Raw genomic sequence first — 23,304 nt, forward strand, 5'->3', positions numbered from 1 at the left:
AGGCTGAATGTTAAAATTTACTATTAGACGGTTAATCATATCATTCCCGCAAATTATTTTACTGAGTATTTTAGTATTCTTCCTGGGTTCTTTAATGCCGGGGGATGCACTCAGCGGACTGATTGACCCGACAGTTCCAATTGAACAGATTGAACGTTTACGCGAACAGATGGGCTTAAACAATCCATGGTACATACAGTACAGAGACTGGATTGTGGCAATGCTGCAGGGCGACTTCGGCCACTCATTCTTTAAACAGCAGCCGGTGCTTGACGTTATTGGTGACAGAATGCTTAACACAGTATGGCTCTCATTATTCTCGGCGGTATTAATTTACTTAATCGGTATTCCGCTTGGTCTGATCTCAGGACGCTGGAATGACTCGCCATTAGACAGTCTGATCACAGGTTACACATACTTAGGTTTCGCAACACCGACATTCATTTTCGGTTTAGTAGTACTTTTACTTTTCGGATACACACTTGGATGGTTCCCGACAGGCGGTTCCGTAGGGGCAGGTATTACTCCGGGCACATTCGAATATGTAATAAGTAAAATACAGCACCTTGTGCTGCCGAGTTTCGCAATCGCCTTAATCGGGCTGGTTGGTACGGTACAGTATCTACGGAGCGGAATTATCGAAACAAAACAAAAAGACTTCATCACTTTAGCACGTGCCAAAGGTGTATCAGAAGGCAAAGTTTATACGAAACACATTTTCAGAAACTCAATTTTACCGATTGCTGCATTCTTCGGTTATGAAATCACTGCATTATTAGGCGGTTCACTGTTTATCGAAACGATTTACGGTTATCCGGGGATGGGACGTCTGTTCCTTGAATCAATTTCAATCCGTGATTTCTCTGTAGCGAACGTGCTTATTCTAATGTACGGAATGCTTGCGATTATCGGTACATTACTGTCAGATATTATTTTAAGTATAGTGGATCCGCGTATCCGCATTAAGTAAGGAGGGGTGTTAATTGGCTAACGAAAGAGAAGATAAGAACAGATTGTCAGATAGTGAAAGAGATACGTACAAATTCAATGAAGCTTCAGAAAACAAAGAACACACCCCGCCTGAAAAGGGGGATGCATTTTCACTGAATGATAAAGACAGCAGTGAGAGCAGAGAGCTTGACATGAGTGTCAAAGCGGATTTACCGCACGGTGCAGTGGGCCACGGTGCACTGGACATGAAAAATCTGCCGCGCTCGAAGCCCGGCTGGAAAATTATTTTTGAAGAACTGATCAGCGATAAGCTCGCACTGTTCTCACTTATTATTTTAATAATTATTACATCTTATGTATTCGGGCTCACAATGTTCCTGAATCAGGCATCAATCGTTAAAGTAGATTTATTTTCAATAAACCAGCCGCCAAACGATGAGTTCAGACTTGGTACTGACTACGGCGGAAGGGATATCTTCGGTCAGCTTATTATTGGAACGAGAAACTCACTTGCTATCGGGTTCCTTGTAACAGCTATAAGTGTCGGCTTCGGTATCGTATACGGAGTAGTGTCAGGTTATTTTGGAGGACATATTGATAACGCAATGATGCGTGTCGTTGACTTCTTCATGGTTCTGCCATTCCTTATGATCGTTGTTGTATTTGTAACAATCGTTCCATCGTACAATATCTGGACGTTCTCATTAATAATGGCAGCGTTCCTGTGGACAGGAACTGCACGGCTGATACGTTCAGTGGCAATGCAGGAGAAGGAACTCGATTATATTAATGCATCCAGAACACTTGGAAGTTCAAATATTAAAATCATCTTTACCCAGCTTATGCCTAACCTGGTTGGTCTGATTATCGTTAACGCAACACTGTCATTAGCAGCAAACATCGGAATTGAATCGGGTCTGTCTTTTATCGGCTTCGGTTTCCCTGAAAGTACACCGTCACTCGGTACGCTGATGGCATATGCAATTCAGACTCAGACACTGCAAAACAGATGGTGGATCTGGGCACCTGCTGCAATCCTTATTCTGATCTTAATGCTGTGTGTAAGAAACATCGGTGAAGCGTTCAGACGTGCCGGGGATGCTCGTCAGCGCAACGCATAAATCAGATAACACAATTTTCTAAAAATTTATTGTAATAATGCATGACTATGCTAATATGAATATTAAGAAAACTTTACAAACATATTTTGGAAGAAATTGAATTTTGGTACTAAGGTTCGGTCCGCTGAACTTTGTATATATATCAAGCAGTAAAAAACAAAGGAGGAAATAAAATGACTAAAATTTCTTGGTCGAGGTTTTTGTTCCTTATGACGCTGGCACTGGTATTAGCGCTGGCTGCATGTGGGGGAGGAGATTCTTCAGAAGAAGAAGATACATCTTCGGATGAAGCTTCATCAGAAGAGTCAGGTGAAGAAGGAGATGCTGCAGAAGGCGATGTTTACAACTATGAAGACTTCGAAAAAACAGTATCTAAAACAGGAGATCCATCAGGTGAAGGAACTTTAAACATTGGTTATTCATCAGATACTCCATTTGAAGGCACACTTAACTGGGCATTCTATCAAGGGGCTCCAGATGCAGATATGATGGCTCATTTCGATGAGGCAGTACTTGCAATGGATGCAGATTTCCAGTACACAAATGAAGGTGCTGTACAGTATGAAATGAACGAAGACGACAACACTGTAACGTTCACTGTACGCGACGGAGTTAAATGGCATGATGGTGAACCATTAACTATCCAGGATTACGTTTCTTCATATGAAATCATCGGACACCCGGACTATGACGGTGTACGTGGTTCAACAGACGGCTTTACATTAATCGAAGGTTACGAAGAATATAGAAGCGGCGATGCTGACTCTATTTCAGGTATCAAAATCGTCGACGAACAAACAGCTGTATTTACTTACTCTGAACTTGCTCCATCATTAACAGCGGGCGGGTTCTGGGCATACGCATTCCCGACTCACCACTATGACGGAATGGAAATTTCAGAAATGGCTGCGGCTCCTGAAACTCGCGAAAACCCAATCGGTATCGGGCCATACAAAGTCGATTCAATCGTAGCAGGTGAATCAATTTCACTTTCTAAATTCGAAGACTACTGGCGCGGTGAACCTGGACTTTCTGAAGTTACAGTACGTGTAATCGCTCCATCTTCAATTGCAAGTGCAGTTGAATCAGGAGATATCGATATTGCCAAGAGCTTCCCGACTGACCAGTATCCGGATGTTGCGGATATGGAAGGTGTTGAATGGTTAGCTAACATTGACGGTGCATATACTTACATCGGATTCAAACTTGGTTCGTGGAACGCTGAAGAAGGAAAAGTAGACTACAAGCCGGAAGAAATGAAGATGGGTGACGTTGAATTACGCCGTGCTATGTGGCACGCAATTGACAACGATGCAATCGGAGAGCGTTTCTACAACGGACTTCGCTGGAAAGCAACTTCATTAATTACTCCTTACCATGCTAACTGGCATGAAGAAGTAGAAGTTCCAGCTTATGATCCTGAAGAAGCAAACGCAATTCTTGACGCTGCAGGATACGAAGACGTTGACGGCGACGGCATGAGAGAAGACAAAGAAGGCGAACCGTTATCAATTAACTTCGCATCTATGTCAGGTGGCGACATCGCTGAACCATTGGCAAACTACTACATCCAGTCTTGGAGAGATATCGGCTTAAACGTTGAATTAACTAATGGTCGTCTGATCGAGTTTAACTCTTTCTACGATATGGTTGAAAACGACGATCCGGAAATCGATATTTACCAGGGTGCGTGGGGCGTAGGTTCTGACGTAGACCCTTCAGGTCTTTACGGTCCGGATGCTCCATTTAACTACACTCGTTACGAGTCGGAAGAAAGCACTGACTTATTAACTAAAGGTAACTCACAAGAGGCACTGGATGTTGAATACAGAAAAGATATTTACAACCAGTGGTCTGAACTTATGGTTGAAGAAATCCCTGTAATCCCAACTCTATACCGTGCATTCGTTACACCTGTAAACGAAAGAGTAATCAACTACTCTGAAGATTACGAGTGGAATGAAGATCTGTTATGGTACCGCGTTGGTGTTGAAGACGCAGAATAATAGTCTTTACCGGAAAGAACCGGAGACAATTTGTCTCCGGTTCTTTTTTTGTTTGTCAGCATATACAGGTTTGTTTTTAATTGAAAAAGCCTGCAAATTATGATAAATTAGTACCTAGTAATATAATGAGACTATAAGGTGTGATAAGCATGACAAATGTAGGGATTCTCGGCATTGGTTCATATGCACCAGAAAAAGTGTTCTCGAATTTTGACTTTGAAAAAATTCTGGATACTTCTGATGAATGGATTAGAGAAATGACAGGTATAGAGGAACGCCGTTTTGCTGAAGATATGGAAACCAGCGACATGGCTTTTTACGCAGCTGAAGAAGCTATAGAAAATTCAGGTGTAGCGAAAGAAGATATCGATTTTGTAATCGTTGCCACTTCTACCGGGGATTATAAATTTCCAACCGTTGCGACTATGATTCAGGATCGTCTCGGACTGGAAAATATTCCGTCCATGGATCAGCTGGCAGCATGTTCAGGATTTATATATGGACTGTCGACGGCGGAAATGTTTGTTCAATCCGGGAAATACAAAAATATCTTAGTGGTCGGCGTCGATAAACTGACAAAGATAACAGACTTTGAAGACCGTTCAACTGCAGTATTATTCGGCGACGGTGCCGGTGCTGTTGTTGTAGGTGAAGTTGAAGAAGGATTCGGTATTAAATCTTTCGAACTCGGAAGCAAAGGTTCCGGCGGTAAATATTTATACGGCGACAAAGAAAAAGGCTACATCCGTATGAACGGACGCGAAGTATTTAAATTTGCAGTCAGACAAATGGGTGAATCCAGCGTTGCAGTTACGGAAAAAGCAGGACTTACAAAAGAAGACATAGATATGCTGATTCCCCATCAGGCAAATATTAGAATTATGAATGCAGCAAGAGAACGCATGGGGCTTCCATATGATAAAATGAGTGTAACAGTAAATAAATACGGAAACACTTCAGCAGCATCGATTCCACTGAGTATGGCTTATGAAGTGGAAAGAAACCGCATTAAGCCGGGAGACAATATTGTTCTCGTCGGATTTGGCGGCGGACTAACATGGGGCGCAGTTTGTTTAACCTGGGGTACTAAGAAGGAGGACTCTTAATGACTAGAAGGCGAGTTGTAATTACCGGTGCAGGGGCAGTAACACCGATTGGTAATACAGCAAAGGAAACATGGCAGAATGCATTAGCGGGTAAAAATGGAATTGCAGAAATTACTAACATCGATACGGAACAGTTTAACGTTCATATCGGCGGAGAAGTTAAAAACTTAAATATAGAAGATTTTATCGACAGAAAAGAAGCGCGCAGAATGGATAAATTCACACAGTTTGCCGTTATTGCAGCTGATGAAGCGGTAAAGGATTCAGGTCTTGAAATTAACGACAGCAATGCTGAGCGTGTAGGTGTATGGATCGGTTCCGGTATCGGCGGAATCCAGTCACTTGAAGAAGGTTTTATCGCGTTAACAACTAAAGGACCGAGACGTGTAAGTCCTTTCTTCGTTCCGATGATGATTCCGGACATGGCAAGCGGTCAGGTATCAATCCGTGAAGGTGCTAAAGGACCTAACGGAGCGACGGTAACTGCATGTGCTACCGGTACAAACTCAATCGGTGACGCATTTAAGATTATCGAACGCGGCCAGGCTGATGCAATGATTACAGGCGGAACTGAAGCACCGATTACAAATATGGGTGTTGCAGGATTCCAGGCGAACAGAGCTTTATCAAGTTCAAACGATCCTGAATATGCATCACGTCCATTCTCTGCGGACCGGGACGGATTCGTTATGGCTGAAGGTGCAGGAGTTATTGTTATTGAAGAACTTGAGCACGCTAAAGCACGCGGTGCACAAATTTACGCTGAGATTGTAGGATACGGCTCAACAGGAGACGCACATCATATTACAGCACCGGCTCCAAACGGAGAAGGCGGCGCGCGCGCAATGGCTGAAGCACTGAAAGATGCAGGCATTAAACCTGAAGACGTTCAGTACATTAACGCGCACGGTACAAGTACACCGTACAACGATGAATTCGAAACACTCGCAATCCGTTCAGTATTTAAAGAACATGCGGATAACCTGCTGATTAACTCGACTAAATCGATGACGGGGCACATGCTTGGCGGCGCAGGCGGTATGGAGGCAATCATTACTGCTTACAGTCTGCGTGAAGGTAAAGTTCACCCGACTATCAACTTAACGAATCAGGCACCGGAATGTGATCTTAACTACGTGCCGAACGGTGCAGAAGAAGCAGACCTTAAATATGCTGTATCAAACAGCCTGGGATTCGGCGGGCACAACGCATCACTTGTATTTAAAAAATACGAAGATTAATTTATATACAGCAGCGCATTTCGTCTTTGACGGAATGCGCTTTTTTGTCTTCTCATTGAGCGTTTACCGGGCAGTGAAACTGCGTTATTAATCCGGGGATAACAAAAAAACCTGCAGTCCGGATTATCAGTCCGGATTGCAGGATTCAGCTTTTGTATATTATTTTTTGCGTTTGCGGCCTAAACCCATTGCGCGTTCCATTTTTTCAATCATTCTGTCTGCTTTTCGTGCTGCTTTGTCACGGCCCGCATCAAGAATGTCATCCAGTTCTTCGCTGTTCAGGTAATAGTTGTACTTTTCCTGGAAACCGATCAGGAATTCTTTAACTACTTCGCCAAGGTCTTTCTTGAAGTCCCCGTAGCTGGAGTCTTTATATTCTTCAGTCAGCTGATCGATTGTTTTATCAGTTAATGAACTGTAGATAGTAAGGAGGTTTGAAATACCCGGTTTGTTCTCTTTATCGAATTTAATTTCTGTATCAGAGTCCGTAATGGCTGAGCGGATTTTTTTCGCTGCCTGGTTTGGATCATCGAGCAGGGTAATAAATGATTTCTGGTTATCGTCACTCTTACTCATTTTTTTGACAGGTTCGTTCAGGCTCATAATACGTCCGCCGACTGCAGGAGTTTTAATTTCAGGCAGTGTGAAGATGTCGTTGTATTTAGCGTTGAAACGTTCCGCGATATTACGTGTAAATTCAATGTGCTGAGTCTGGTCGTCACCGACCGGTACAACGTCAGCGTTGTAAAGAAGAATGTCGCCCGCCATTAAAGCAGGGTATGTCAGCAGGCCGACTGAGATGCCATCGCGCTGATTTTGTTTTCGTGCTTTATCTTTAAATTGAGTCATGCGCTCGAGTTCACCGATGTAAGATGTACACTGAAGCATCCATGCTGCTTTTGAGTGTGCTGAAACTTCACTTTGAATAAACAGTGAAATCTTTTCCGGATTTAAACCGCTCGCAAGATAGATTGCTGCAAGCGCACGTGAGTTTTCACGGAGCTTAAGACGGTCCTGGGGAACAGTGATTGCATGCTGATCCACAATACAGAAGTATGAATCGTATTCGTCCTGTAATTCAACGAATTGTTTATAAGCGCCAATGTAGTTTCCGATAGTCGGAATACCGCTTGGCTGAACGCCTGAGAATAATGTTTTCATTAATGTCACCTACATAGTTTTAGTTAGTCCCTTAATATTAATACTCTTTTTGCCGTTGTGCAATCAAGTGGGGGAATTAACAGCAATATATAGGAAATAAAATGCTGTAAGACCGTATTCATCCTCAGGTCTTATATACTTTGACCATATTTGATGTTATAATAGAGATACGAAGCAGATATTATATTTAATTTCAGATTAATTAATAATTTTTAAGATTATTACAATATTCTCATTTTATTTTAATGTTTGTTACCTATAATAAGAATTGTCAACAAGAGGCAGAACTACATACTGGTGAGATGTTTAGAGATTGCTCTAAACGGGTATAGACTCTTGTTAGAAATAAAAAATTGGAGTGTGAGTTACATGGTAGTACTATTTACTTCTCCAAGTTGTACGTCATGTCGTAAGGCAAAAGCATGGTTGCAGGAAAACGATATTCCATACACGGAACGCAATGTTTTTTCTGAACCGTTAACTTTAGACGAAGTTAAATCTATTTTAAGAATGACAGAGTACGGGACTGAAGAAATTATCTCGACTCGCTCTAAAACTTTCCAAAAATTAAATGTTGATATTGAAAGCCTTCCTATGAATGAGCTGTATACTTTAATTATGGAGAACCCCGGGTTACTGAGACGTCCTATTATTATGGATGAGAAACGTTTACAAGTGGGCTACAACGAAGATGAAATTAGACGCTTTTTACCACGCAGCATTAGAACATTACATCTAATCGAAGCTAAACGCCTGGCAGAACTATAATTAAATATTTGTACGATGATTAATTGATATATGTATAAAGTTCAGGACGCCTGCAGATGATTTGCTATCTGCGGGCGTTTTAACATATAATAAAAAGACAAATCTAAAATTTGGTATTATATTGTAATCCTTAGTATAATAGGCAGAAATGATGGTAAGGGAGTGAGCAGGATGAGAATTGAGAGAGTGAACGACTCAACCATTAAATTTTTCTTAACCTACAGCGATATTGAAAGCCGCGGTTTTAACAAAGAAGATTTATGGATGAACCGTCAGCGCGGCGAAGAATTTTTCTGGACAATCATGGACGAAGTAAACAACGAGCAAACAGAAGATTTTGCTATGGATGGTCCATTATGGATTCAGGTGCATGCGTTTGACAAAGGTATAGAAGTCGTTGTGTCTAAGTCCCAGAATGAACATGATCCGTATGGCATGGAGCCGTATGCCATGAATATTGAAAACCGTGATATCGAATCATTTATCGATAAAGCCATCGATGAACGTAAAGCCGATAACAATAATAAATTTGATGTTCCAGTCATTAGTGAGCCTCTGATGGTTCACTTTAGTGATTTTGAAAATCTTATAAAATATTCTCATGAAGTTGAGGTTGATGAAACACTGTATGAAGATTTACTGTACGTTATTGACGGTAAATACTACTATCAGGTGTTCTTCGACTACAGAACTCATTTCGACAGAATGGAAGGTATTGAATCAAAGCTGCTGGAATACAGTGAGCCGACATCAATTGCCAGCGCTCTGCTGGATGAATATGGAAAAATTATTATGAGTAACAACGTTCGATCACAGGTCAGACGATACTTTCAGGAAAATTAAATAACTTGTACGAAAAAAAAATAAAACCTCCTTTTTGCCTATATATAGGTAAAGGAGGTTTTTTTATGTATATAGCAAATGATGAGCACGGTGTTCAGATATTAGCGCATAATGCAGTAAAAAGCGGCAGGTATTTTTGTCCTGTCTGTGAGACTCCGGTCGTCTTAAAAGCAGGAAGTATAAAGGTTCCGCACTTTTCACATCATCATATTTTGCAGTGCAGCAGGTATTTGTACAAAAGAGAATCGCTGCTGCATTTAAAACTGAAGCACGATTTATACCTGGAGCTGAACCGGTATTACGCGACAGCAATGGAATATTATCTTGAAAGTATCGAGCAGATACCAGATTTGCTTATAGAGCGTGATCTCGCTCTTGAAATACAGTTATCAAGAATAAGTCCCGAATTAATTCTCTCGCGTACAGAAGGCTATTATAAGCTTGGTATGCGGGTAATGTGGCTGCTTGATCAGAAAGAAATTAAGACGGAAGGACAGTATATATATTTAAACCACTTTCAGCTGTCAACGATGACGAACGATAATATCTATACAGTAAATACAGAGACACTTGCAGTCACTGCATGGCATATCGGACATACAGCCGGTCTCAACCGTTTTACGTATAAAAAAGAGCAGGTCGATCTGAATGAGATATTAACGTATAAAAGTACAGTGGAGTGGGAGGAAACATACACGCTGGCCAAGTCCGTTATGAAGCATCTGATCCAGCGTGAAAAAGCAAAAAAATCAGTGCTGAATCCTACTCTGACTTATATGTATCAGCTCGAAATGACAGTGGATACATTTCCTGAATTTCTTTATATTACCAGTTTTGATGAAAGGTATATTCTTAACTCTCCAGTCGAGTGGAAGTTATATATTTATTACCATTTATCGAATGATATTTTTGAACTTGAAAAGTTTTCGGACTTTATCAAACTGAGAAATATCTCAAATATTCCGGACAAAAAATCAGTCGTTCAATCCCTGCTGATGTTCTACTTAAAAGTTTTTCGGATTTCGAAAGATATTACTTGAATAAAGATTAATTTATTGAGAAAATTGTGATACCAATAAACGGAGGTTTTTATACATGGGGAAATTGATTACTAGAGAAGAACAGCAGCTGGAAAATACATGGGACTTAACGACAATCTTTAAATCAGACGATGATTTCGAAGCGGCATATAAATCGCTGGAAAGTAAGATTGATGACAATGATCAGTTCAAAAACGGTTTTGATTCTGCAGAAAAACTTGCTGATGCACTTGAACTTGAAAGGTCACTCGATACAGAGCTTGGACAGCTTTTTGTTTACGCTCATTTAAAACACGACCAGGATACTTCAAATGACACATACAGTGCACTTGAAAGCCGTGCAAGATCACTTGCAGTTAAATATTCAACAGCATGGAGCTTCCTTGTACCGGCAATTATGGCAGTTCCTGAAGAGACATTAAAAGCATACGCTGAACATGAGCGGCTCAGTGAATTCAAATTTGATCTTGAGAAACTGAACAAACAGCGTCCGCACATTTTAAGCGACAAAGAGGAACAGATTCTTGCACAGGCAGGGGAAGTAATGCACACACCGACACAAGTGTACGGTATGTTCAACAATGCGGATGTCGACTTTAAGCCAGCAGTGGACAAAGACGGCAAAGAGCATGAACTGACTCAGGGGAACTATGTTGAGATGCTTAAATCATCAGACAGAACTTTACGCGAGTCTGCTTATAATAATTTATACGGAGAATACAATAAATTTAAAAATACACTCAGCCAGACGCTGGCAGGTGTAGTAAGTACACATGCATTCAGTGCAGATGTGAGAGGTTACGATTCAAGCCGTCATCAGGCTTTATCAAATAACCATATCCCGGAATCTGTATACGACAATCTTGTAAATACAGTAAACGATAACCTGCACCTTCTGCACCGCTATACGGAACTGCGCAAGAAGTTCCTTGGTGTCGATGAACTGAAAATGTATGATATGTACGTGCCGCTAATCGAAGATACCGACTTTGATATGACATACGATAACGCTAAAGAATGGCTTGTAAATGCTCTTCAGCCGCTTGGTGAAGAGTATATAAACATCGTAAAAGAAGGACTGGAGAACCGCTGGGTGGACGTTTATGAGAACAAAGGCAAACGTACAGGTGCATATTCATCCGGTACTTACGGTACAAATCCTTTTATTCTTATGAACTGGCAGGATAATGTGAACAATCTGTTTACGCTTGCACACGAATTCGGCCATTCAGTTCACAGCTATTATTCACGCAAAAATCAGCCAGCAAATACGAGCGGCTATTCTATTTTCGTCGCAGAAGTTGCAAGTACGTTTAACGAGGCGCTGCTTGCTGATTATATGTTCAATAAACTTGAAGATAAAAAGCAGCAGCTCTACCTGCTGAACGAACAGCTTGAAGGATTCAGAGGCACTGTGTTCCGTCAGACGATGTTTGCAGAATTTGAACATGCAATTCACGTGATGAAAGAATCAGGTGAGCCGCTGACTGCCGGAAGACTGAGCGAGGTATACGGCGAACTGAATAAGAAATATTTCGGTGAGGCGGTAAATTATGACGATGCTATTAATGTGGAGTGGGCAAGAATCCCTCACTTCTACATGAACTATTACGTTTATCAGTATGCAACAGGTTATGCAGCTGCGGCGAGTCTGTCGAAACAGGTACTTGAAGAAGGCGAACAGACAGCACAGCGTTATATCGATGAATTCCTGAAAAAAGGATCATCAGACTATCCGATTGAAATACTGAAAAATGCAGGAGTTGACATGACAACGAGCGAACCTGTCGAAAATGCACTGGAAGTTTTTGAAGCTCAATTAACGAAATTCGAAGAATTACTCGCAGATTTATAAAATAAAGTTTGTGAATTCGTTTACATTATGACAATAATGTGAAAAACTGTTCAAAGTGTTGATAGATGCTTGATGCCGTGCTATATTTAACTCATGAAAATTTTATCACTGAAACATACCCCTTTGTTAACAGTGAGAAATTTCTCCCATCCCCTTTGTTTGAGTAGCACATTATAGAAGATGTGCTACTTTTTTTATGTCCATTTTTAAATGATTAATTTAAATAATAAGTGCCGTCTGTGATGTATGTCCTGAACTTTCAGTATAATAAAAAAACGTCCCGTATACGCTGATTCAGCTGTACGGGACGTTTTCAAGTTTATATTTTAGTCTGTATAGGAATATTTGACTGTTTCAGCTGATAGAAAGACTGGTTATTTAAATCAACTTCATCGATTAAACGCTGCAGGCGCAGTTTCTTAAGCTCGTTTAACAGTAATCCTGCGCGCCACTCGAAGATAGTTTTCAATTCATCAAAGCTGACCAGTTCGTGCGCTCTGATATAGTCTAATATGCTCGGCAGCTGTCGTTTTTCGATGCCGATCAGCTCGTTAATAATGTAAGTGTATATATGATACGGATAGCATTCTTCAACTTTAACACCTTCCGATTTTACATCTCCCGAGAAGAACACCATTGCCGGCAGGCTTTCTATGTCCATTTCCCTGAACACTGACAGATCATATTTCAGCATTGCATCAAGTGTCGGAGACTGCAGATCTTCGTGAAACGACTGCAGGTCTATACCGGCAAGTTTTGCACTCTCATCTATCATTTCTTTCGTGCAGATTGTATTCGACGGATTAATCCGGTTAAAAATGTATCTGATAAAGGAACGGGCTTTTGACTGGCCCTGAATTTCTGCCGCCTTGTATGCAAGTGCCACATTATCATCGCTAGAAGTGGACTGTGCCTGGCATTTGGTCAGAACTGACAGCGACGGTGCCAGTATTTTTTTAATAGTAATATGTCCGCGGTATTCAATCAGCAATTTATTTATTATGGGCTCCATAGCAATACAGTCATTTGAAAATGGATCAAAGAAATAAAATATTTCGACTGTACGATCCGACTGCTCCAATAACAGCATGTCTTCACTATTATTTTTGCTCACGTATTTCACCTCTGTATTTTTGTCGACGTCTGTCAGTTATCACTGTTCACCATGTGATTAGCAGTGAGTGTATAGCGTGCCATCAAATACTCACGCAATTCGTCTTCGATACCGACGTCAAGTATTGCCTGATTCATATTCTCAAGCCATGCTTCGCCTGCTTCCGGAGTAATGGTAAAAGGCATATGCCTTGCCCGGAGCATCGGATGGCCATACTTTTCATTATATAAATTCGGTCCGCCGAGAAACTGTGTCTGAAACAATTTCTGTTTGTAGGCAGTTTCTGTAAAATCTTCGGGGAACAGATGATTGATTCTGTCGTCGTCCTTTACATAATCATAAAAGATATCTATCATCTTATAAAGTTTTTCCTCACCGATATCATTATAAGCTAAAGGCATCAGTTTACCCCCTTCTGCTGTTTCAGCATATTGTAAAAGCGTGCGCTCTTAACAATTTCTTCTCGTCGTACGATACCATATTTATTCAGTATTTGCGTGAATTCTGCCTTACCGGTACCGATATCGGGAGCTTCAAATTCAAGCTCGTAATCAGTGGTGCCGAGGTAGGTGCTTCTGTCGAGCACGAGCAGTCCGCTGTGTGAAGATTTTTCCAGGCGTTCGGTAATAAGTGAGCCCTGAATGGACAGATTATTTACGGTAATTCCGCGTTTTGTTAATTGTTCGCGTATATTTCCCGGAATGCTGTGTTTATCAATCAGTATACCTTCAGTGAGTTCTATATCAGTAACACCTGAATATTCGAAGACGACATGGCGCTCATCCGGTATTTTTACCGTCATCAGCTGTTTGCCGTCCTGTACACGTATTCTCAGCATTAATAAATTGCCGATGAGCTGGAGTTCATCATTATCTATGTAGTAGTTAGTTAAATGCATCGGTTTTTTGCCGGGGAAATGATCGTTCTGAATTTTACCGTATTCACTTTCCGTCAGTAAGTTTTTAAACTCTATTTCTTTTTCGAACATCATACCCACTCCTCACAGTTATTATCCTTAAATATTTTAAACCTGTAAAGCAAACAGATTCTGTATATAAGAATTCACCGGATATGGTAGAATAAACTACGTCAGATGTAAAAAATATCGGCCTTTACAGTGGAGTCTGGGGGATGAAGTTAATTGGAAGAATGGAGTATGTTTTTAGCACCGTACAGACAGGCGGTGGAAGAACTTAAAATTAAGCTTAAAGGGATCCGTAAAGATTATCAGATCACGAGCCAGTCCTCGCCCGTCGAGTTTGTCACATCGAGAGTCAAACCCGTGCAGAGTATAATAGAGAAGGCGAGTACGAGGAACATTCCTTACGATAATCTGCGTGCACAGATGTACGATATAGCGGGAATCCGCATCATGTGCCAGTTTGTTGATGATATTAATGTAATCACAGACCACATCAGGTCACGTGACGATATGAAAGTGATTGAAGAACGCGATTATATCGAAAATACAAAAGAAAGCGGCTACCGGTCATATCATATTATTATCGAATATCCGGTTGAAAGTGTGAACGGGAAAATTAATATTCTGGCTGAAATCCAGATCCGTACACTCGCAATGAACTTCTGGGCGACGATTGAGCACACTCTGAATTATAAATATTCAGGAGAATACCCGCCGGAAATTAAAGACCGCCTGCAAAATGCAGCCGAAGCGGCATATTTACTGGATAAGGAAATGTCGGAGATCAGGGAAGAAGTTCAGGAAGCGCAGAAATACTTTTCCAAGAAGCGTAATATTTAAATGAAATCAGGTGATGATATGAGATTTGCTATAGTTTCAAAAGGGGACACAAAATCAAATGCACTGACTGATAAGATGATGAACTATATGCTCGGCATGGATATGGTACTTGATGAAAAATCACCGGAAATCGTCGTTTCTGTCGGCGGTGACGGTACACTGCTTCAGGCATTTCACCGCTATCAGCATATCGTCGGCGAAGTATCATTTGTCGGTGTGCACACAGGGCACCTCGGGTTCTATGCAGACTGGGGCCAGGATGAGGTTGAACGTCTTATAATGGCGCTGAAAAATGACGATTTTGAAGTCGTGGAATATCCGCTTGTCGAAGTAATGATTCATTACGACAAAGTCGGCATGGAAACGAAATATCTCGCACTAAATGAAGCGACACTAAGAATGACTAACGGTTCGACACTGGTAATGGATGTCGATATTAGAAACCGCCACTTTGAACGTTTCAGAGGAGACGGCTTGTGTATTTCAACGCCGTCAGGCTCAACGGCTTATAACAAAGCACTTGGCGGAGCGATTATTCATCCGTCTATCGAAGCGGTTCAGATGACTGAAATCGCCTCTATAAATAATCGTGTATTCCGAACGGTAGGATCACCGCTGGTTCTGCCGAAACATCATTTTGTTAACGTCAGACCGGTAAACAGTGAAGAGTACCAGATGACTATTGATCATGTAAACCTGGTGCATAAAGGAGTTAAATCAATTCAGTTCTCTGTAGCTGAAGAGAAAATACGTTTTGCACGCTTCAGACCATTCCCGTTCTGGCAAAGAGTGCACGATTCATTCATTTCATAAAAGTTTTTGTTGAGAGTGGGTATGAATATGTCAAGAGATGACAGAGAAATAGATTTCGAAGCAGTCAGACAGACCCTGGTAAATTATCTCGAAGAAGGAAATCTCGACGGTTTCAGAGAAGTCTTTATGGATCTGCACAATTACGAGCAGGGTGAAATTTATCAGACGATAACAGATGAACAGCGAAATACTTTATATCACTTTTTAAGTCCCCAGGAAGTGTCGGATTTCTTCGACCTGCTTGAACTTGAGGCAGATGAATACGAAGAACTGCTGGATAAAATTGATGCACGTTACGCGGCGCATATTATCGGCGCGATGCAGTACGATAACGCCGTTGATATTTTAAATGAAATATCGCGTGAAAAAATGACGACGTATCTTCCGCTGATGAATAAAGAAGATGCAGCGGAAATACGCAGTCTGATGAACTATGAGGAAGACACTGCCGGCGGTATTATGACGACGGAAATTGTGAGTATTAACAGTGAGATGACGGTACGCGAAGCAATGCGTTACTTAAAAGAAGTCGCACCTGAGTCTGAAATGATTTACTATCTGTTCGTTACAGATTCGGCCAATCACCTTGCAGGGATTATTTCCCTGAGAGAACTGATTGTTGCCGATGACGATGAATATATCGGGGATGTAATGACTGAACGCGTCGTATCGGTGAGGGTATCGGATGACCAGGAAGAAGTCGCACAGATTGTACGTGACTACGATTTCCTTGCAGTGCCGGTTGTTGATTTTCAGGATCACTTAGTCGGTATTATTACAGCCGATGATATTATGGACGTTATTCATGAAGAGGCCGGGGAAGACTACTCAAGACTTGCCGGTATGAGTGATAATGAAAGTACATCCGATACTGCGATGGAAACGGCGAAGAAACGTCTGCCGTGGCTGATCGGGCTGACATTTATGGGAATGATTACAGCATGGATGCTGTCGTTTTTTGAAGATACACTGGCACGCGTCGTACTGCTCAGTGCTTTTATCCCTGTAATAAGCGGAATGGCCGGTAACACGGGTACACAGTCGCTGGCTGTAGCAATCCGCGGTATTTCCACCGGTGAGATTAAAGAATCGAGCAAAGTAAAACTGGCCGGGCGTGAGCTTGGTTCCGGATTTATTACAGGAATTGTCTGCGGTATTGTTATTTTTATTATTATTATTGTTATGTACCGCGAGCCTGTCCTTGGAATTATTGTCAGCGGAAGCCTGATTGCGTCGATGTCAGTGGCTACGATTATCGGTACTGTTGTGCCGCTGTTAATGAATAAAATGGGCATTGACCCGGCAGTTGCAAGCGGTCCGTTTATAACTACGGCAAATGATATTATCAGCCTGCTGATTTATTTTGCACTCGCAAATGTATTTATGTCGAGCTTATTATAATGATATTTCTTGCAATACGGACTGATAAAATGTAGATTAGTAGTAGGTACTAATACTAGGGATGAATTAGGAGGATTTCTGAATGGATTTATCAGGTAAAACATACGTAATTATGGGTGTAGCTAATAAAAGAAGTATTGCCTGGGGTGCAGCACGCGCTCTGGACAAGATGGGTGCAAAACTGGTGTTCACTATTTTAAGTGAACGTTTCCGCAAAGAGCTTGATAAGCTTCTTGTAGAACTTGAAGGTAACCACGATATTATTGTTGAATGTGATGTTACAAGCGACGAAGATGTATCGAAAGCGTTTAAAGAAATCGGTGAAAAAACTAACGGTATCGACGGTGTTCTTCACGCGATTGCATTCGCAGATAAAAATGAACTGACTGGCGGATACAGCGAAACTTCACGTGACGGGTTCAAGATGGCACTTGATATCAGTGCTTACTCGTTAACGATTGTTTCTAAATACGCTAAAGAAATCATGAACGAAAACGGCAGCATCGTAACGATGACGTACCTTGGCGGCGAACGCGCAATGCCTAACTACAACGTTATGGGTGTAGCAAAAGCAGCACTTGACGCAAGTGTGCGCTACCTTGCTTACGACCTTGGCGAACAGGGCATCCGTGTAAATGCGGTATCGGCTGGTCCGATTCGTACGTTAAGTTCATCAGCTGTTGGTGAATTCAAGTCAATTCTTAAAGAAATTGCAGAGCGTGCACCATTAAAACGAAACGTTGATCAGCTTGAAGTAGGAAACACTGTTGCATTCCTGTTAAGCGACCTGTCAAGCGGTATTACAGGCGAAGTGCTTCACGTGGACAGCGGTTACCACATCATGGCATAAAAAAACTCCCGAAAGGGAGTTTTTTTTATTGTCCTGGGTTATTGCTGGCCTAATTTAAATGTTTCTGTAACGTGCCAGATGCCGTTTTCCAGCTGCACGCACAGGCTGATTTTATTTAGTGTTTCAGAATGTTCAATTCCAATCATTTGAAGGTGACTTAACGTATCTTCAAATTTTTGAGCTGTCTCTTCCTGTGCAAGTGTAAAATGAGGTACGAACGGATGTGAAGCTTCACCGTAGAATCCGCCTTCATTAAATGCATCATGGATGGAACTCAGTGTTTCGTTAGGTTCAACTTTAAAGTAAACAACCTGTTTTTTTGGAGCAAAGCTTGAGACTTTTTTGATTTCAATTTCAGTAGGCTGATGTTTTGCTGCTACGCTTCTAATAAATTCCTCAATCTGTGGTTTCTCGTGCTCATCTGCTTCAAAAGCTTCTTTAACTGTAATATGCGGTGCGATATATGAGTATCTAGCATCATAACGCTTACGATATTGGTTCACAGTATCCTGAAGTTTTTTAGATGGAAATAATGCTATTCCAAATTTCATTTAAAATGCCTCCTTAAACGATTTGTTACAAGTATATCATTTTACGAAAAAAAATGTATACGTTTTCTATCCGAAAAAATGAGTGAGAACATTTTTCAGTTCCGGCTTCCATGTTTTCCAAATATGTCCGCCTTCCAATTCACGGTACGTATATTCCAGCGGTTCATCTTCAAGTACTTCATTCAGTTTGCGGTTCGGTGTCAGGAAATCCGCCTGTTTGCCCATGATTGTTTTAAAATCATCTTCTTCCAGTCCAATTGTGTGGTAAAGATTTAAATTAATCAGACTCATGCTGTTTTTAAAACGCTGGATAAATGCATCATCAACGAATGGACTGAACGCAAGTGCCTGACTGAACGTGTTCGGATATGTCAGCGCCACAGACAGTGCAAAACTGCCGGCGAGACTTTCACCCATTAAGAGACGGCTGTTGGCCATCTTTAAAGTTTTAAAATTGCTGTCGATAAAAGTATTGAGTTCGCGGCCGACAAAGGTAACAAATTTTTCATGGTGCTTACCGTTTGGACTGAAGTAGTGATTGCGCCATTCTACTGACGGATATGGAATGCCGACAATAATTGTGCGTTCCAGTTCGCCGTCCGTTTCCATTTTTTCTATCAATCGTTCAATTTGCCCGTATTTAAAGAAATCCTGCGAATCAAAAGTAATAATAACATTATATTTATAAAGATCTGAATATGATTTTGGCAGGTAATACTGTAATTCGAATGTTTCCCCGCAAACCTCCGAGCTGAGGGATGTGTTATGTACTTTTCCTGGTGTTTTATCCATATTAACGCCTCCTTATATTGTATATTACCAATTTGGCGTAAGAGATAACATGTATTTATGATTAAGCGTCTATATAGTATGAAATTAGCATCAGTAATGATACAATATGAACAAACTAACAGACTTCAGAGGTGCCACTTTATGACTAATAAACTTTGGTTTCAAAGCGGTATAGCACTTATTATTACCTTTGTTTTAATTCTTCTGGTGATGCAGGTTCAAATTATTTTTGAACCGTTTATCACGATAATAATGACAATATTTTTTCCGGTAATAATAGGCGGCCTGCTATACTACATAACCGAACCGATTCAGCGTTTTCTCGAGAAACGCAATGCGCACAGACTCGTCAGTATTCTGGCAATATTTATAATTATCTTAATAGTCATTGCGATTATTGCACTGACAGTAGCACCAATGGTTACAGAACAGGTGCAGAATTTAGTTTCTAGACTGCCTATACTCCAAAGCGAAGTGCAGAATATAACAAATTACCTGTTAAGCCAGCGTGAACGTCTGCCATTTGATATTGATCTTCAATCGGTAACCCAGGATGCTCTTGATATGGGAACAAACATGCTGAGCGGCTTTGTATCGAATGCAATTACGATAGTGACAAGCACAGTGAGTGTGCTGTTAACATTAGTACTTGGGCCATTCTTCTTCTTCTTTATGCTGAAGGACCACAATAAGTTTATTCCGGCAATGACATCTCCGTTTGGCGGAACGTTTAAAGAGTTCCTGGTGGAGCTGCTGCACGATATCGACCGGACACTCCGCTCATTTATTCAGGGACAGATGCTCGTATCATTTATACTGTGTATTATTTTATTTATCGGTTATACGATTATCGGACTGGACTATGCACTGCTTCTTGCAATATTTGCACTGTTCATGAACATCGTACCGTTCGTAGGTCCGTGGGTGGCGTTTATCCCTGCCGGCCTGCTCGCACTGATTCAGGATCCAATTATGTTTATCTGGGTATCTCTTATTACGCTGATTGCCCAGCAGATTGAAAGTAACCTGATTACGCCGAACGTAATGGGACAGTCACTTGCACTGCACCCGCTTACGGTCATTACGATTGTGCTTGCAGCAGGAAACATCGCCGGATTCATCGGTATTCTTGTCGCAATTCCAACGTATGCGGTAATTAAGACGATTATCCAGAACATCTGGAAATACCGTAAAAATCTGAAAAATACAATGCTGACAGATATGAGGAAACCCAGCAGATAATACCTTGACCCCGTCCGGGATACGGACGGGGTCTTAATTTTTGATTGTCCTTTTTAATGAGTACTGACGATATAAAAGTCAGAAGGTAAAGGGGGAATCAAATGGATCCAATCTCATATTTAATCAGTCAGGGATACAAAGTCACATCAGATCCGGGAAAATACAAAAGCGGTATATGGGGACTCAGGAATTATACAGTTAACGGGTATAACTATGATAATTACTGCGGCGGATATCACCGGGCCTACGATCTTGTAAAGTACGACCGGGCACCGGTGCCTGCAGTGTTTGACGGTATTGTTTCTGCGGGTACAAAAAGTTACGGTAATTTCGGCGGCACCGCAGTGATTGCGAATAAAAATCTTGGCGTTCAGGTTATATACGGACATCTTGCGAGAGCGCTCAATGTCAGGCCGGGCCAGCATGTAAAACAGGGAGAAATTATCGGTTACCAGAGCAATACAAATTACCAGAATGTCCGGATGGACAGTCATCTTCATATTCAGTTCCAAAAGTACGGTTATATTAACAACGAGCGGGATTTTGTCTGCACCGGCATTAACCCGCTGACGATAAATGTTGATAAACGGCGATATCATGCTGCCTGGATGTGGAGCGGCTTATTTATTGCCAAAAAAATTATAAATATCAGGGATTTTCCATCTCTGGCGGGACAGCGAGTCGGTTTTACAGGTAATAATATGAAATTATATTTCGACAAACTGTATGATAATGACGGCTACTGGTGGATCAGATGTCTGCATAACGGACGAACCGTGTTTATCGCGTGCGGGAAAAAGGTTCAGGGGAAAGTATTTACTGAAACAGAACTGTACGGAGACGTTGAGAAGCTTAATACCAGCGGGGGAAAGGAATAGAAAATTAAAAAATCCATGCGCACCTGATTAGGGCTGCGTATGGATTTCTTTATCGTTGGTAATTTCGTGAAGCACCTTGTTGATTTCAACCTGGTTTACTGCTTCCATTAAGAAATAAGCAATAATCGCGTATACAATAATACCGCCGATTAAGAGCAGGTTACTTTGAATAACGCTTAAAAGTAAAGCCGGAAGGAATACTGCAAGTGTAAAAAGAACAAGCATCATAATTCTGTTTGAGCTGATACTGCGCTGTGCATCCTCTAGTCTTGAATCATATTTCTCATTCACTTTGTCCATATTTACGTAACGGTCGTCATTATAAACATTAGTAATATTTACTTTGCCGTGTAAATCATCTTCTCTAAAACGTAAATCCATATGGCTGTTATTCCAAGTAAGTAAATTGAAGAATGACATTTAATTTCCACCACCTATGTTAAAATTGTCAAATTTAGTATATAATCTAATCATATTATATTTTAGGAAGGTGGTCAATACGGCTGACAGCAGACCCGAAGAATATATTGTCATACTCAGACAGGTGGACAGCAAGTTGACTTCACTTGTAATATAATGAATATATCAGCAAGACAGTTCTTCCTGATTATACCATTAGTGCTGTATTGGTATGTCATTTTTTTTTACACAAATACTATTATATAAAAACAAAATATTTGTTTTGAATTTATTGGAGGCAGCTTTAAATTGGTAACAACATTAGACAAAGTAGATGTAGTCACAGTTGGGTGCTGGAAGCTACGCTCACATGAGCGGATACAACGCAACTCTTACTGTAGGTGCATTAGCTTACCGCTGTGCAGAAGGTATTATTGAATATTCTAAATCACCAAAAAGACTTGAATCATAAGAATCATGTTTTTTAAAAACTGGTAACAATCTGTGAAAACAGGTTTATAATAAATATATATTAAAATAGGGGGAGTATAAAATGACGAAAACACCAAAAGAAAAAGAGTTTTCAAGACGCGACTTTCTGAAAACTACCGGTGTGGCAACAGGTGGAATCATCGGTGGATCTTTACTTGGCGGGCTGGTCGGTTTTAATCTCGACAGCTCATCCAGTGAGGAAGAAACTTCAACATCTGAAGAGACAGCTTCAGAAGAAACATCATCAGGAAGCAATACAGGCGGACTAACAGATAATTCACGTGTATTTTTCTCGAATGACCTGGATTTCAACACAGTTGAAGCAGCTATGGAAAGAATTTTCCCGGAAACTGAAACAGGCCCGGGTGCTGTGGGATTAGGCTGTGCATATTATTTAGATGGTCAGCTTACAGGACAGTACGGCTTTAACTCTAAAGAGTACATGCAGGGACCTTTCCGCGAACCGTTACCGACACAGGGCTACCAGTCGAACTTAAACAGACGCGAATACTTCATGCTTGGTATTAACAAGCTGAATGAAGAGGCAAATGACCGTCATGATGCAAACTTCCCGGACCTTGAAGATGGTCAGATGGATGAAATTCTGACTGACTTTGAATCGGGAGATGTAGACTTCGGTGTGCCTGCGCATACCGCAACAGCAAGCTACTTCTTCACAATGCTGCGTTCAGCGACAATTGAAGGGGCTTATGCAGACCCTGTATACCGCGGGAACCGCGATATGGCCGGCTGGAAAATGAAAAAATTCCCTGGACATCAAATGTCATATATTCAGTACATTGAAGATGATGAGTTCCATGAAATTGAGCCGGAACCGGTATTCGGCATGGCTCACTAATATATTGGCCAATAATTCACAGACTCTGATGAAATTCATCGGAGTCTGGATTTGATTAA

The 23,304-nt window shown here is 41.1% G+C and carries 23 protein-coding genes; 16 read left to right on the forward strand and 7 right to left on the reverse strand.

Going from position 1 to position 23,304, the window contains the following annotated elements; genetic code table 11:
- Window positions 1-7 precede the first annotated feature (7 nt).
- From HNR41_RS01655 to fabF, 5 genes are all read left to right on the forward strand, one after another.
- The gene (locus HNR41_RS01655) at window positions 8-970 is read left to right on the forward strand and encodes an ABC transporter permease (protein WP_184281089.1); all 963 of its coding nucleotides are present in this window, start codon (window positions 8-10) and stop codon (window positions 968-970) included.
- Window positions 971-1,196: 226 nt separating this feature from the next.
- Window positions 1,197-2,072, forward strand: coding sequence for an ABC transporter permease (locus HNR41_RS01660; RefSeq protein WP_184282815.1), 876 nt, complete (start codon window positions 1,197-1,199; stop codon window positions 2,070-2,072).
- Window positions 2,073-2,245: 173 nt separating this feature from the next.
- The gene (locus HNR41_RS01665; RefSeq protein ID WP_184281091.1) at window positions 2,246-4,078 is read left to right on the forward strand and encodes an oligopeptide ABC transporter substrate-binding protein; all 1,833 of its coding nucleotides are present in this window, start codon (window positions 2,246-2,248) and stop codon (window positions 4,076-4,078) included.
- A 149-nt stretch (window positions 4,079-4,227) separates the two neighbouring features.
- Window positions 4,228-5,184, forward strand: a complete 957-nt coding sequence (locus tag HNR41_RS01670) for a beta-ketoacyl-ACP synthase III (RefSeq protein ID WP_184281093.1) — start codon at window positions 4,228-4,230, stop codon at window positions 5,182-5,184.
- Entirely contained in the window at window positions 5,184-6,425 is a 1,242-nt protein-coding gene (gene fabF, locus HNR41_RS01675) for a beta-ketoacyl-ACP synthase II (protein ID WP_184281095.1), read from the forward strand. The genes HNR41_RS01670 and fabF overlap by 1 nt, the downstream gene beginning before the upstream one ends.
- Window positions 6,426-6,584: 159 nt before the next feature.
- On the opposite strand, the gene trpS is transcribed toward fabF, so the two are convergent.
- A complete protein-coding gene (gene trpS, locus HNR41_RS01680; protein WP_184281097.1) occupies window positions 6,585-7,586 on the reverse strand; it encodes a tryptophan--tRNA ligase in 1,002 nt (333 codons plus the stop codon).
- A gap of 369 nt (window positions 7,587-7,955) precedes the next feature.
- Here trpS and spxA point away from each other — a divergent pair, with 369 nt between their 5' ends.
- From spxA to pepF, 4 genes are all read left to right on the forward strand, one after another.
- Complete coding sequence (spxA, locus tag HNR41_RS01685) at window positions 7,956-8,354, forward strand: transcriptional regulator SpxA (RefSeq protein ID WP_026860018.1); 399 nt, start codon at window positions 7,956-7,958, stop codon at window positions 8,352-8,354.
- 171 nt (window positions 8,355-8,525) lie between these two features.
- Window positions 8,526-9,197, forward strand: a complete 672-nt coding sequence (mecA, locus tag HNR41_RS01690) for an adaptor protein MecA (protein ID WP_184281099.1) — start codon at window positions 8,526-8,528, stop codon at window positions 9,195-9,197.
- Between the two features lie 65 nt (window positions 9,198-9,262).
- Window positions 9,263-10,237: a competence protein CoiA gene (locus HNR41_RS01695; RefSeq protein ID WP_184281101.1), complete on the forward strand. Its 975-nt coding sequence runs from the start codon at window positions 9,263-9,265 to the stop codon at window positions 10,235-10,237.
- 55 nt (window positions 10,238-10,292) lie between these two features.
- Entirely contained in the window at window positions 10,293-12,092 is a 1,800-nt protein-coding gene (pepF, locus tag HNR41_RS01700) for an oligoendopeptidase F (protein ID WP_184281103.1), read from the forward strand.
- Window positions 12,093-12,411: 319 nt separating this feature from the next.
- Here the strand turns inward: pepF and HNR41_RS01705 are convergent, their stop codons facing one another.
- From HNR41_RS01705 to HNR41_RS01715, 3 genes are read right to left on the reverse strand one after another with little or no spacing between them, the layout of a single operon-like run.
- Window positions 12,412-13,182: a DsbA family protein gene (locus tag HNR41_RS01705; RefSeq protein WP_184282817.1), complete on the reverse strand. Its 771-nt coding sequence runs from the start codon at window positions 13,180-13,182 to the stop codon at window positions 12,412-12,414.
- A gap of 56 nt (window positions 13,183-13,238) precedes the next feature.
- The gene (locus tag HNR41_RS01710; protein ID WP_184281104.1) at window positions 13,239-13,607 is read right to left on the reverse strand and encodes a globin domain-containing protein; all 369 of its coding nucleotides are present in this window, start codon (window positions 13,605-13,607) and stop codon (window positions 13,239-13,241) included.
- Entirely contained in the window at window positions 13,607-14,197 is a 591-nt protein-coding gene (locus tag HNR41_RS01715) for a CYTH domain-containing protein (protein ID WP_184281106.1), read from the reverse strand. The genes HNR41_RS01710 and HNR41_RS01715 overlap by 1 nt, the downstream gene beginning before the upstream one ends.
- 150 nt (window positions 14,198-14,347) lie before the next feature.
- Between HNR41_RS01715 and yjbM the strand changes: the two genes are divergently transcribed.
- The 4 genes from yjbM to fabI all read left to right on the forward strand — a co-directional run bounded on the left by yjbM (window position 14,348) and on the right by fabI (window position 18,032).
- Window positions 14,348-14,968, forward strand: coding sequence for a GTP diphosphokinase (yjbM, locus tag HNR41_RS01720; RefSeq protein WP_308807842.1), 621 nt, complete (start codon window positions 14,348-14,350; stop codon window positions 14,966-14,968).
- An 18-nt stretch (window positions 14,969-14,986) separates the two neighbouring features.
- On the forward strand, window positions 14,987-15,781 hold the full coding sequence (locus HNR41_RS01725; protein WP_184282821.1) for an NAD kinase: 795 nt from the start codon (window positions 14,987-14,989) through the stop codon (window positions 15,779-15,781).
- Between the two features lie 21 nt (window positions 15,782-15,802).
- Complete coding sequence (gene mgtE / locus HNR41_RS01730) at window positions 15,803-17,182, forward strand: magnesium transporter (RefSeq protein ID WP_184281108.1); 1,380 nt, start codon at window positions 15,803-15,805, stop codon at window positions 17,180-17,182.
- Between the two features lie 82 nt (window positions 17,183-17,264).
- Window positions 17,265-18,032 carry an enoyl-ACP reductase FabI gene (fabI, locus tag HNR41_RS01735; protein WP_184281110.1) on the forward strand — a complete coding sequence of 256 codons (768 nt, stop codon included), beginning with the start codon at window positions 17,265-17,267 and terminating at the stop codon, window positions 18,030-18,032.
- A gap of 38 nt (window positions 18,033-18,070) precedes the next feature.
- On the opposite strand, the gene HNR41_RS01740 is transcribed toward fabI, so the two are convergent.
- Both HNR41_RS01740 and HNR41_RS01745 read right to left on the reverse strand, forming a co-directional pair.
- Window positions 18,071-18,583, reverse strand: a complete 513-nt coding sequence (locus HNR41_RS01740; RefSeq protein ID WP_184281112.1) for a 2'-5' RNA ligase family protein — start codon at window positions 18,581-18,583, stop codon at window positions 18,071-18,073.
- A 66-nt stretch (window positions 18,584-18,649) separates the two neighbouring features.
- On the reverse strand, window positions 18,650-19,375 hold the full coding sequence (locus HNR41_RS01745; protein ID WP_184281114.1) for an alpha/beta hydrolase: 726 nt from the start codon (window positions 19,373-19,375) through the stop codon (window positions 18,650-18,652).
- Window positions 19,376-19,516: 141 nt separating this feature from the next.
- Between HNR41_RS01745 and HNR41_RS01750 the strand changes: the two genes are divergently transcribed.
- Entirely contained in the window at window positions 19,517-20,617 is a 1,101-nt protein-coding gene (locus HNR41_RS01750; RefSeq protein WP_184281116.1) for an AI-2E family transporter, read from the forward strand.
- 101 nt (window positions 20,618-20,718) lie between these two features.
- Complete coding sequence (locus HNR41_RS01755; protein ID WP_184281118.1) at window positions 20,719-21,495, forward strand: M23 family metallopeptidase; 777 nt, start codon at window positions 20,719-20,721, stop codon at window positions 21,493-21,495.
- A gap of 27 nt (window positions 21,496-21,522) precedes the next feature.
- Here HNR41_RS01755 and HNR41_RS01760 read toward each other — a convergent pair whose 3' ends face one another.
- Entirely contained in the window at window positions 21,523-21,915 is a 393-nt protein-coding gene (locus HNR41_RS01760) for a hypothetical protein (protein WP_184281121.1), read from the reverse strand.
- 532 nt (window positions 21,916-22,447) lie between these two features.
- On the opposite strand from HNR41_RS01760, the gene HNR41_RS01765 reads away from it, so the two are divergent.
- Window positions 22,448-23,245 (forward strand): gluconate 2-dehydrogenase subunit 3 family protein, encoded by a 798-nt coding sequence (locus HNR41_RS01765; RefSeq protein WP_184281123.1) that lies wholly within the window; start codon window positions 22,448-22,450, stop codon window positions 23,243-23,245.
- The last annotated feature ends 59 nt before the right edge of the window (window positions 23,246-23,304 follow it).

Source organism: Jeotgalicoccus coquinae, from assembly GCF_014207425.1.
In the GTDB taxonomy this organism is placed as follows: Bacteria; Bacillota; Bacilli; order Staphylococcales; family Salinicoccaceae; genus Jeotgalicoccus; species Jeotgalicoccus coquinae.

Coding starts and splice junctions, on each gene's coding strand:
- HNR41_RS01655 (WP_184281089.1), top strand. CDS start 8: ATGTTAAAATTTACTATTAGACGGTTAATCATATCATTCCCGCAAATT.
- HNR41_RS01660 (WP_184282815.1), top strand. CDS start 1,197: ATGAAAAATCTGCCGCGCTCGAAGCCCGGCTGGAAAATTATTTTTGAA.
- HNR41_RS01665 (WP_184281091.1), top strand. CDS start 2,246: ATGACTAAAATTTCTTGGTCGAGGTTTTTGTTCCTTATGACGCTGGCA.
- HNR41_RS01670 (WP_184281093.1), top strand. CDS start 4,228: ATGACAAATGTAGGGATTCTCGGCATTGGTTCATATGCACCAGAAAAA.
- fabF (WP_184281095.1), top strand. CDS start 5,184: ATGACTAGAAGGCGAGTTGTAATTACCGGTGCAGGGGCAGTAACACCG.
- trpS (WP_184281097.1), bottom strand. CDS start 7,586: ATGAAAACATTATTCTCAGGCGTTCAGCCAAGCGGTATTCCGACTATC.
- spxA (WP_026860018.1), top strand. CDS start 7,956: ATGGTAGTACTATTTACTTCTCCAAGTTGTACGTCATGTCGTAAGGCA.
- mecA (WP_184281099.1), top strand. CDS start 8,526: ATGAGAATTGAGAGAGTGAACGACTCAACCATTAAATTTTTCTTAACC.
- HNR41_RS01695 (WP_184281101.1), top strand. CDS start 9,263: ATGTATATAGCAAATGATGAGCACGGTGTTCAGATATTAGCGCATAAT.
- pepF (WP_184281103.1), top strand. CDS start 10,293: ATGGGGAAATTGATTACTAGAGAAGAACAGCAGCTGGAAAATACATGG.
- HNR41_RS01705 (WP_184282817.1), bottom strand. CDS start 13,182: ATGCTGTTATTGGAGCAGTCGGATCGTACAGTCGAAATATTTTATTTC.
- HNR41_RS01710 (WP_184281104.1), bottom strand. CDS start 13,607: ATGCCTTTAGCTTATAATGATATCGGTGAGGAAAAACTTTATAAGATG.
- HNR41_RS01715 (WP_184281106.1), bottom strand. CDS start 14,197: ATGATGTTCGAAAAAGAAATAGAGTTTAAAAACTTACTGACGGAAAGT.
- HNR41_RS01725 (WP_184282821.1), top strand. CDS start 14,987: ATGAGATTTGCTATAGTTTCAAAAGGGGACACAAAATCAAATGCACTG.
- mgtE (WP_184281108.1), top strand. CDS start 15,803: ATGAATATGTCAAGAGATGACAGAGAAATAGATTTCGAAGCAGTCAGA.
- fabI (WP_184281110.1), top strand. CDS start 17,265: ATGGATTTATCAGGTAAAACATACGTAATTATGGGTGTAGCTAATAAA.
- HNR41_RS01740 (WP_184281112.1), bottom strand. CDS start 18,583: ATGAAATTTGGAATAGCATTATTTCCATCTAAAAAACTTCAGGATACT.
- HNR41_RS01745 (WP_184281114.1), bottom strand. CDS start 19,375: ATGGATAAAACACCAGGAAAAGTACATAACACATCCCTCAGCTCGGAG.
- HNR41_RS01750 (WP_184281116.1), top strand. CDS start 19,517: ATGACTAATAAACTTTGGTTTCAAAGCGGTATAGCACTTATTATTACC.
- HNR41_RS01755 (WP_184281118.1), top strand. CDS start 20,719: ATGGATCCAATCTCATATTTAATCAGTCAGGGATACAAAGTCACATCA.
- HNR41_RS01760 (WP_184281121.1), bottom strand. CDS start 21,915: ATGTCATTCTTCAATTTACTTACTTGGAATAACAGCCATATGGATTTA.
- HNR41_RS01765 (WP_184281123.1), top strand. CDS start 22,448: ATGACGAAAACACCAAAAGAAAAAGAGTTTTCAAGACGCGACTTTCTG.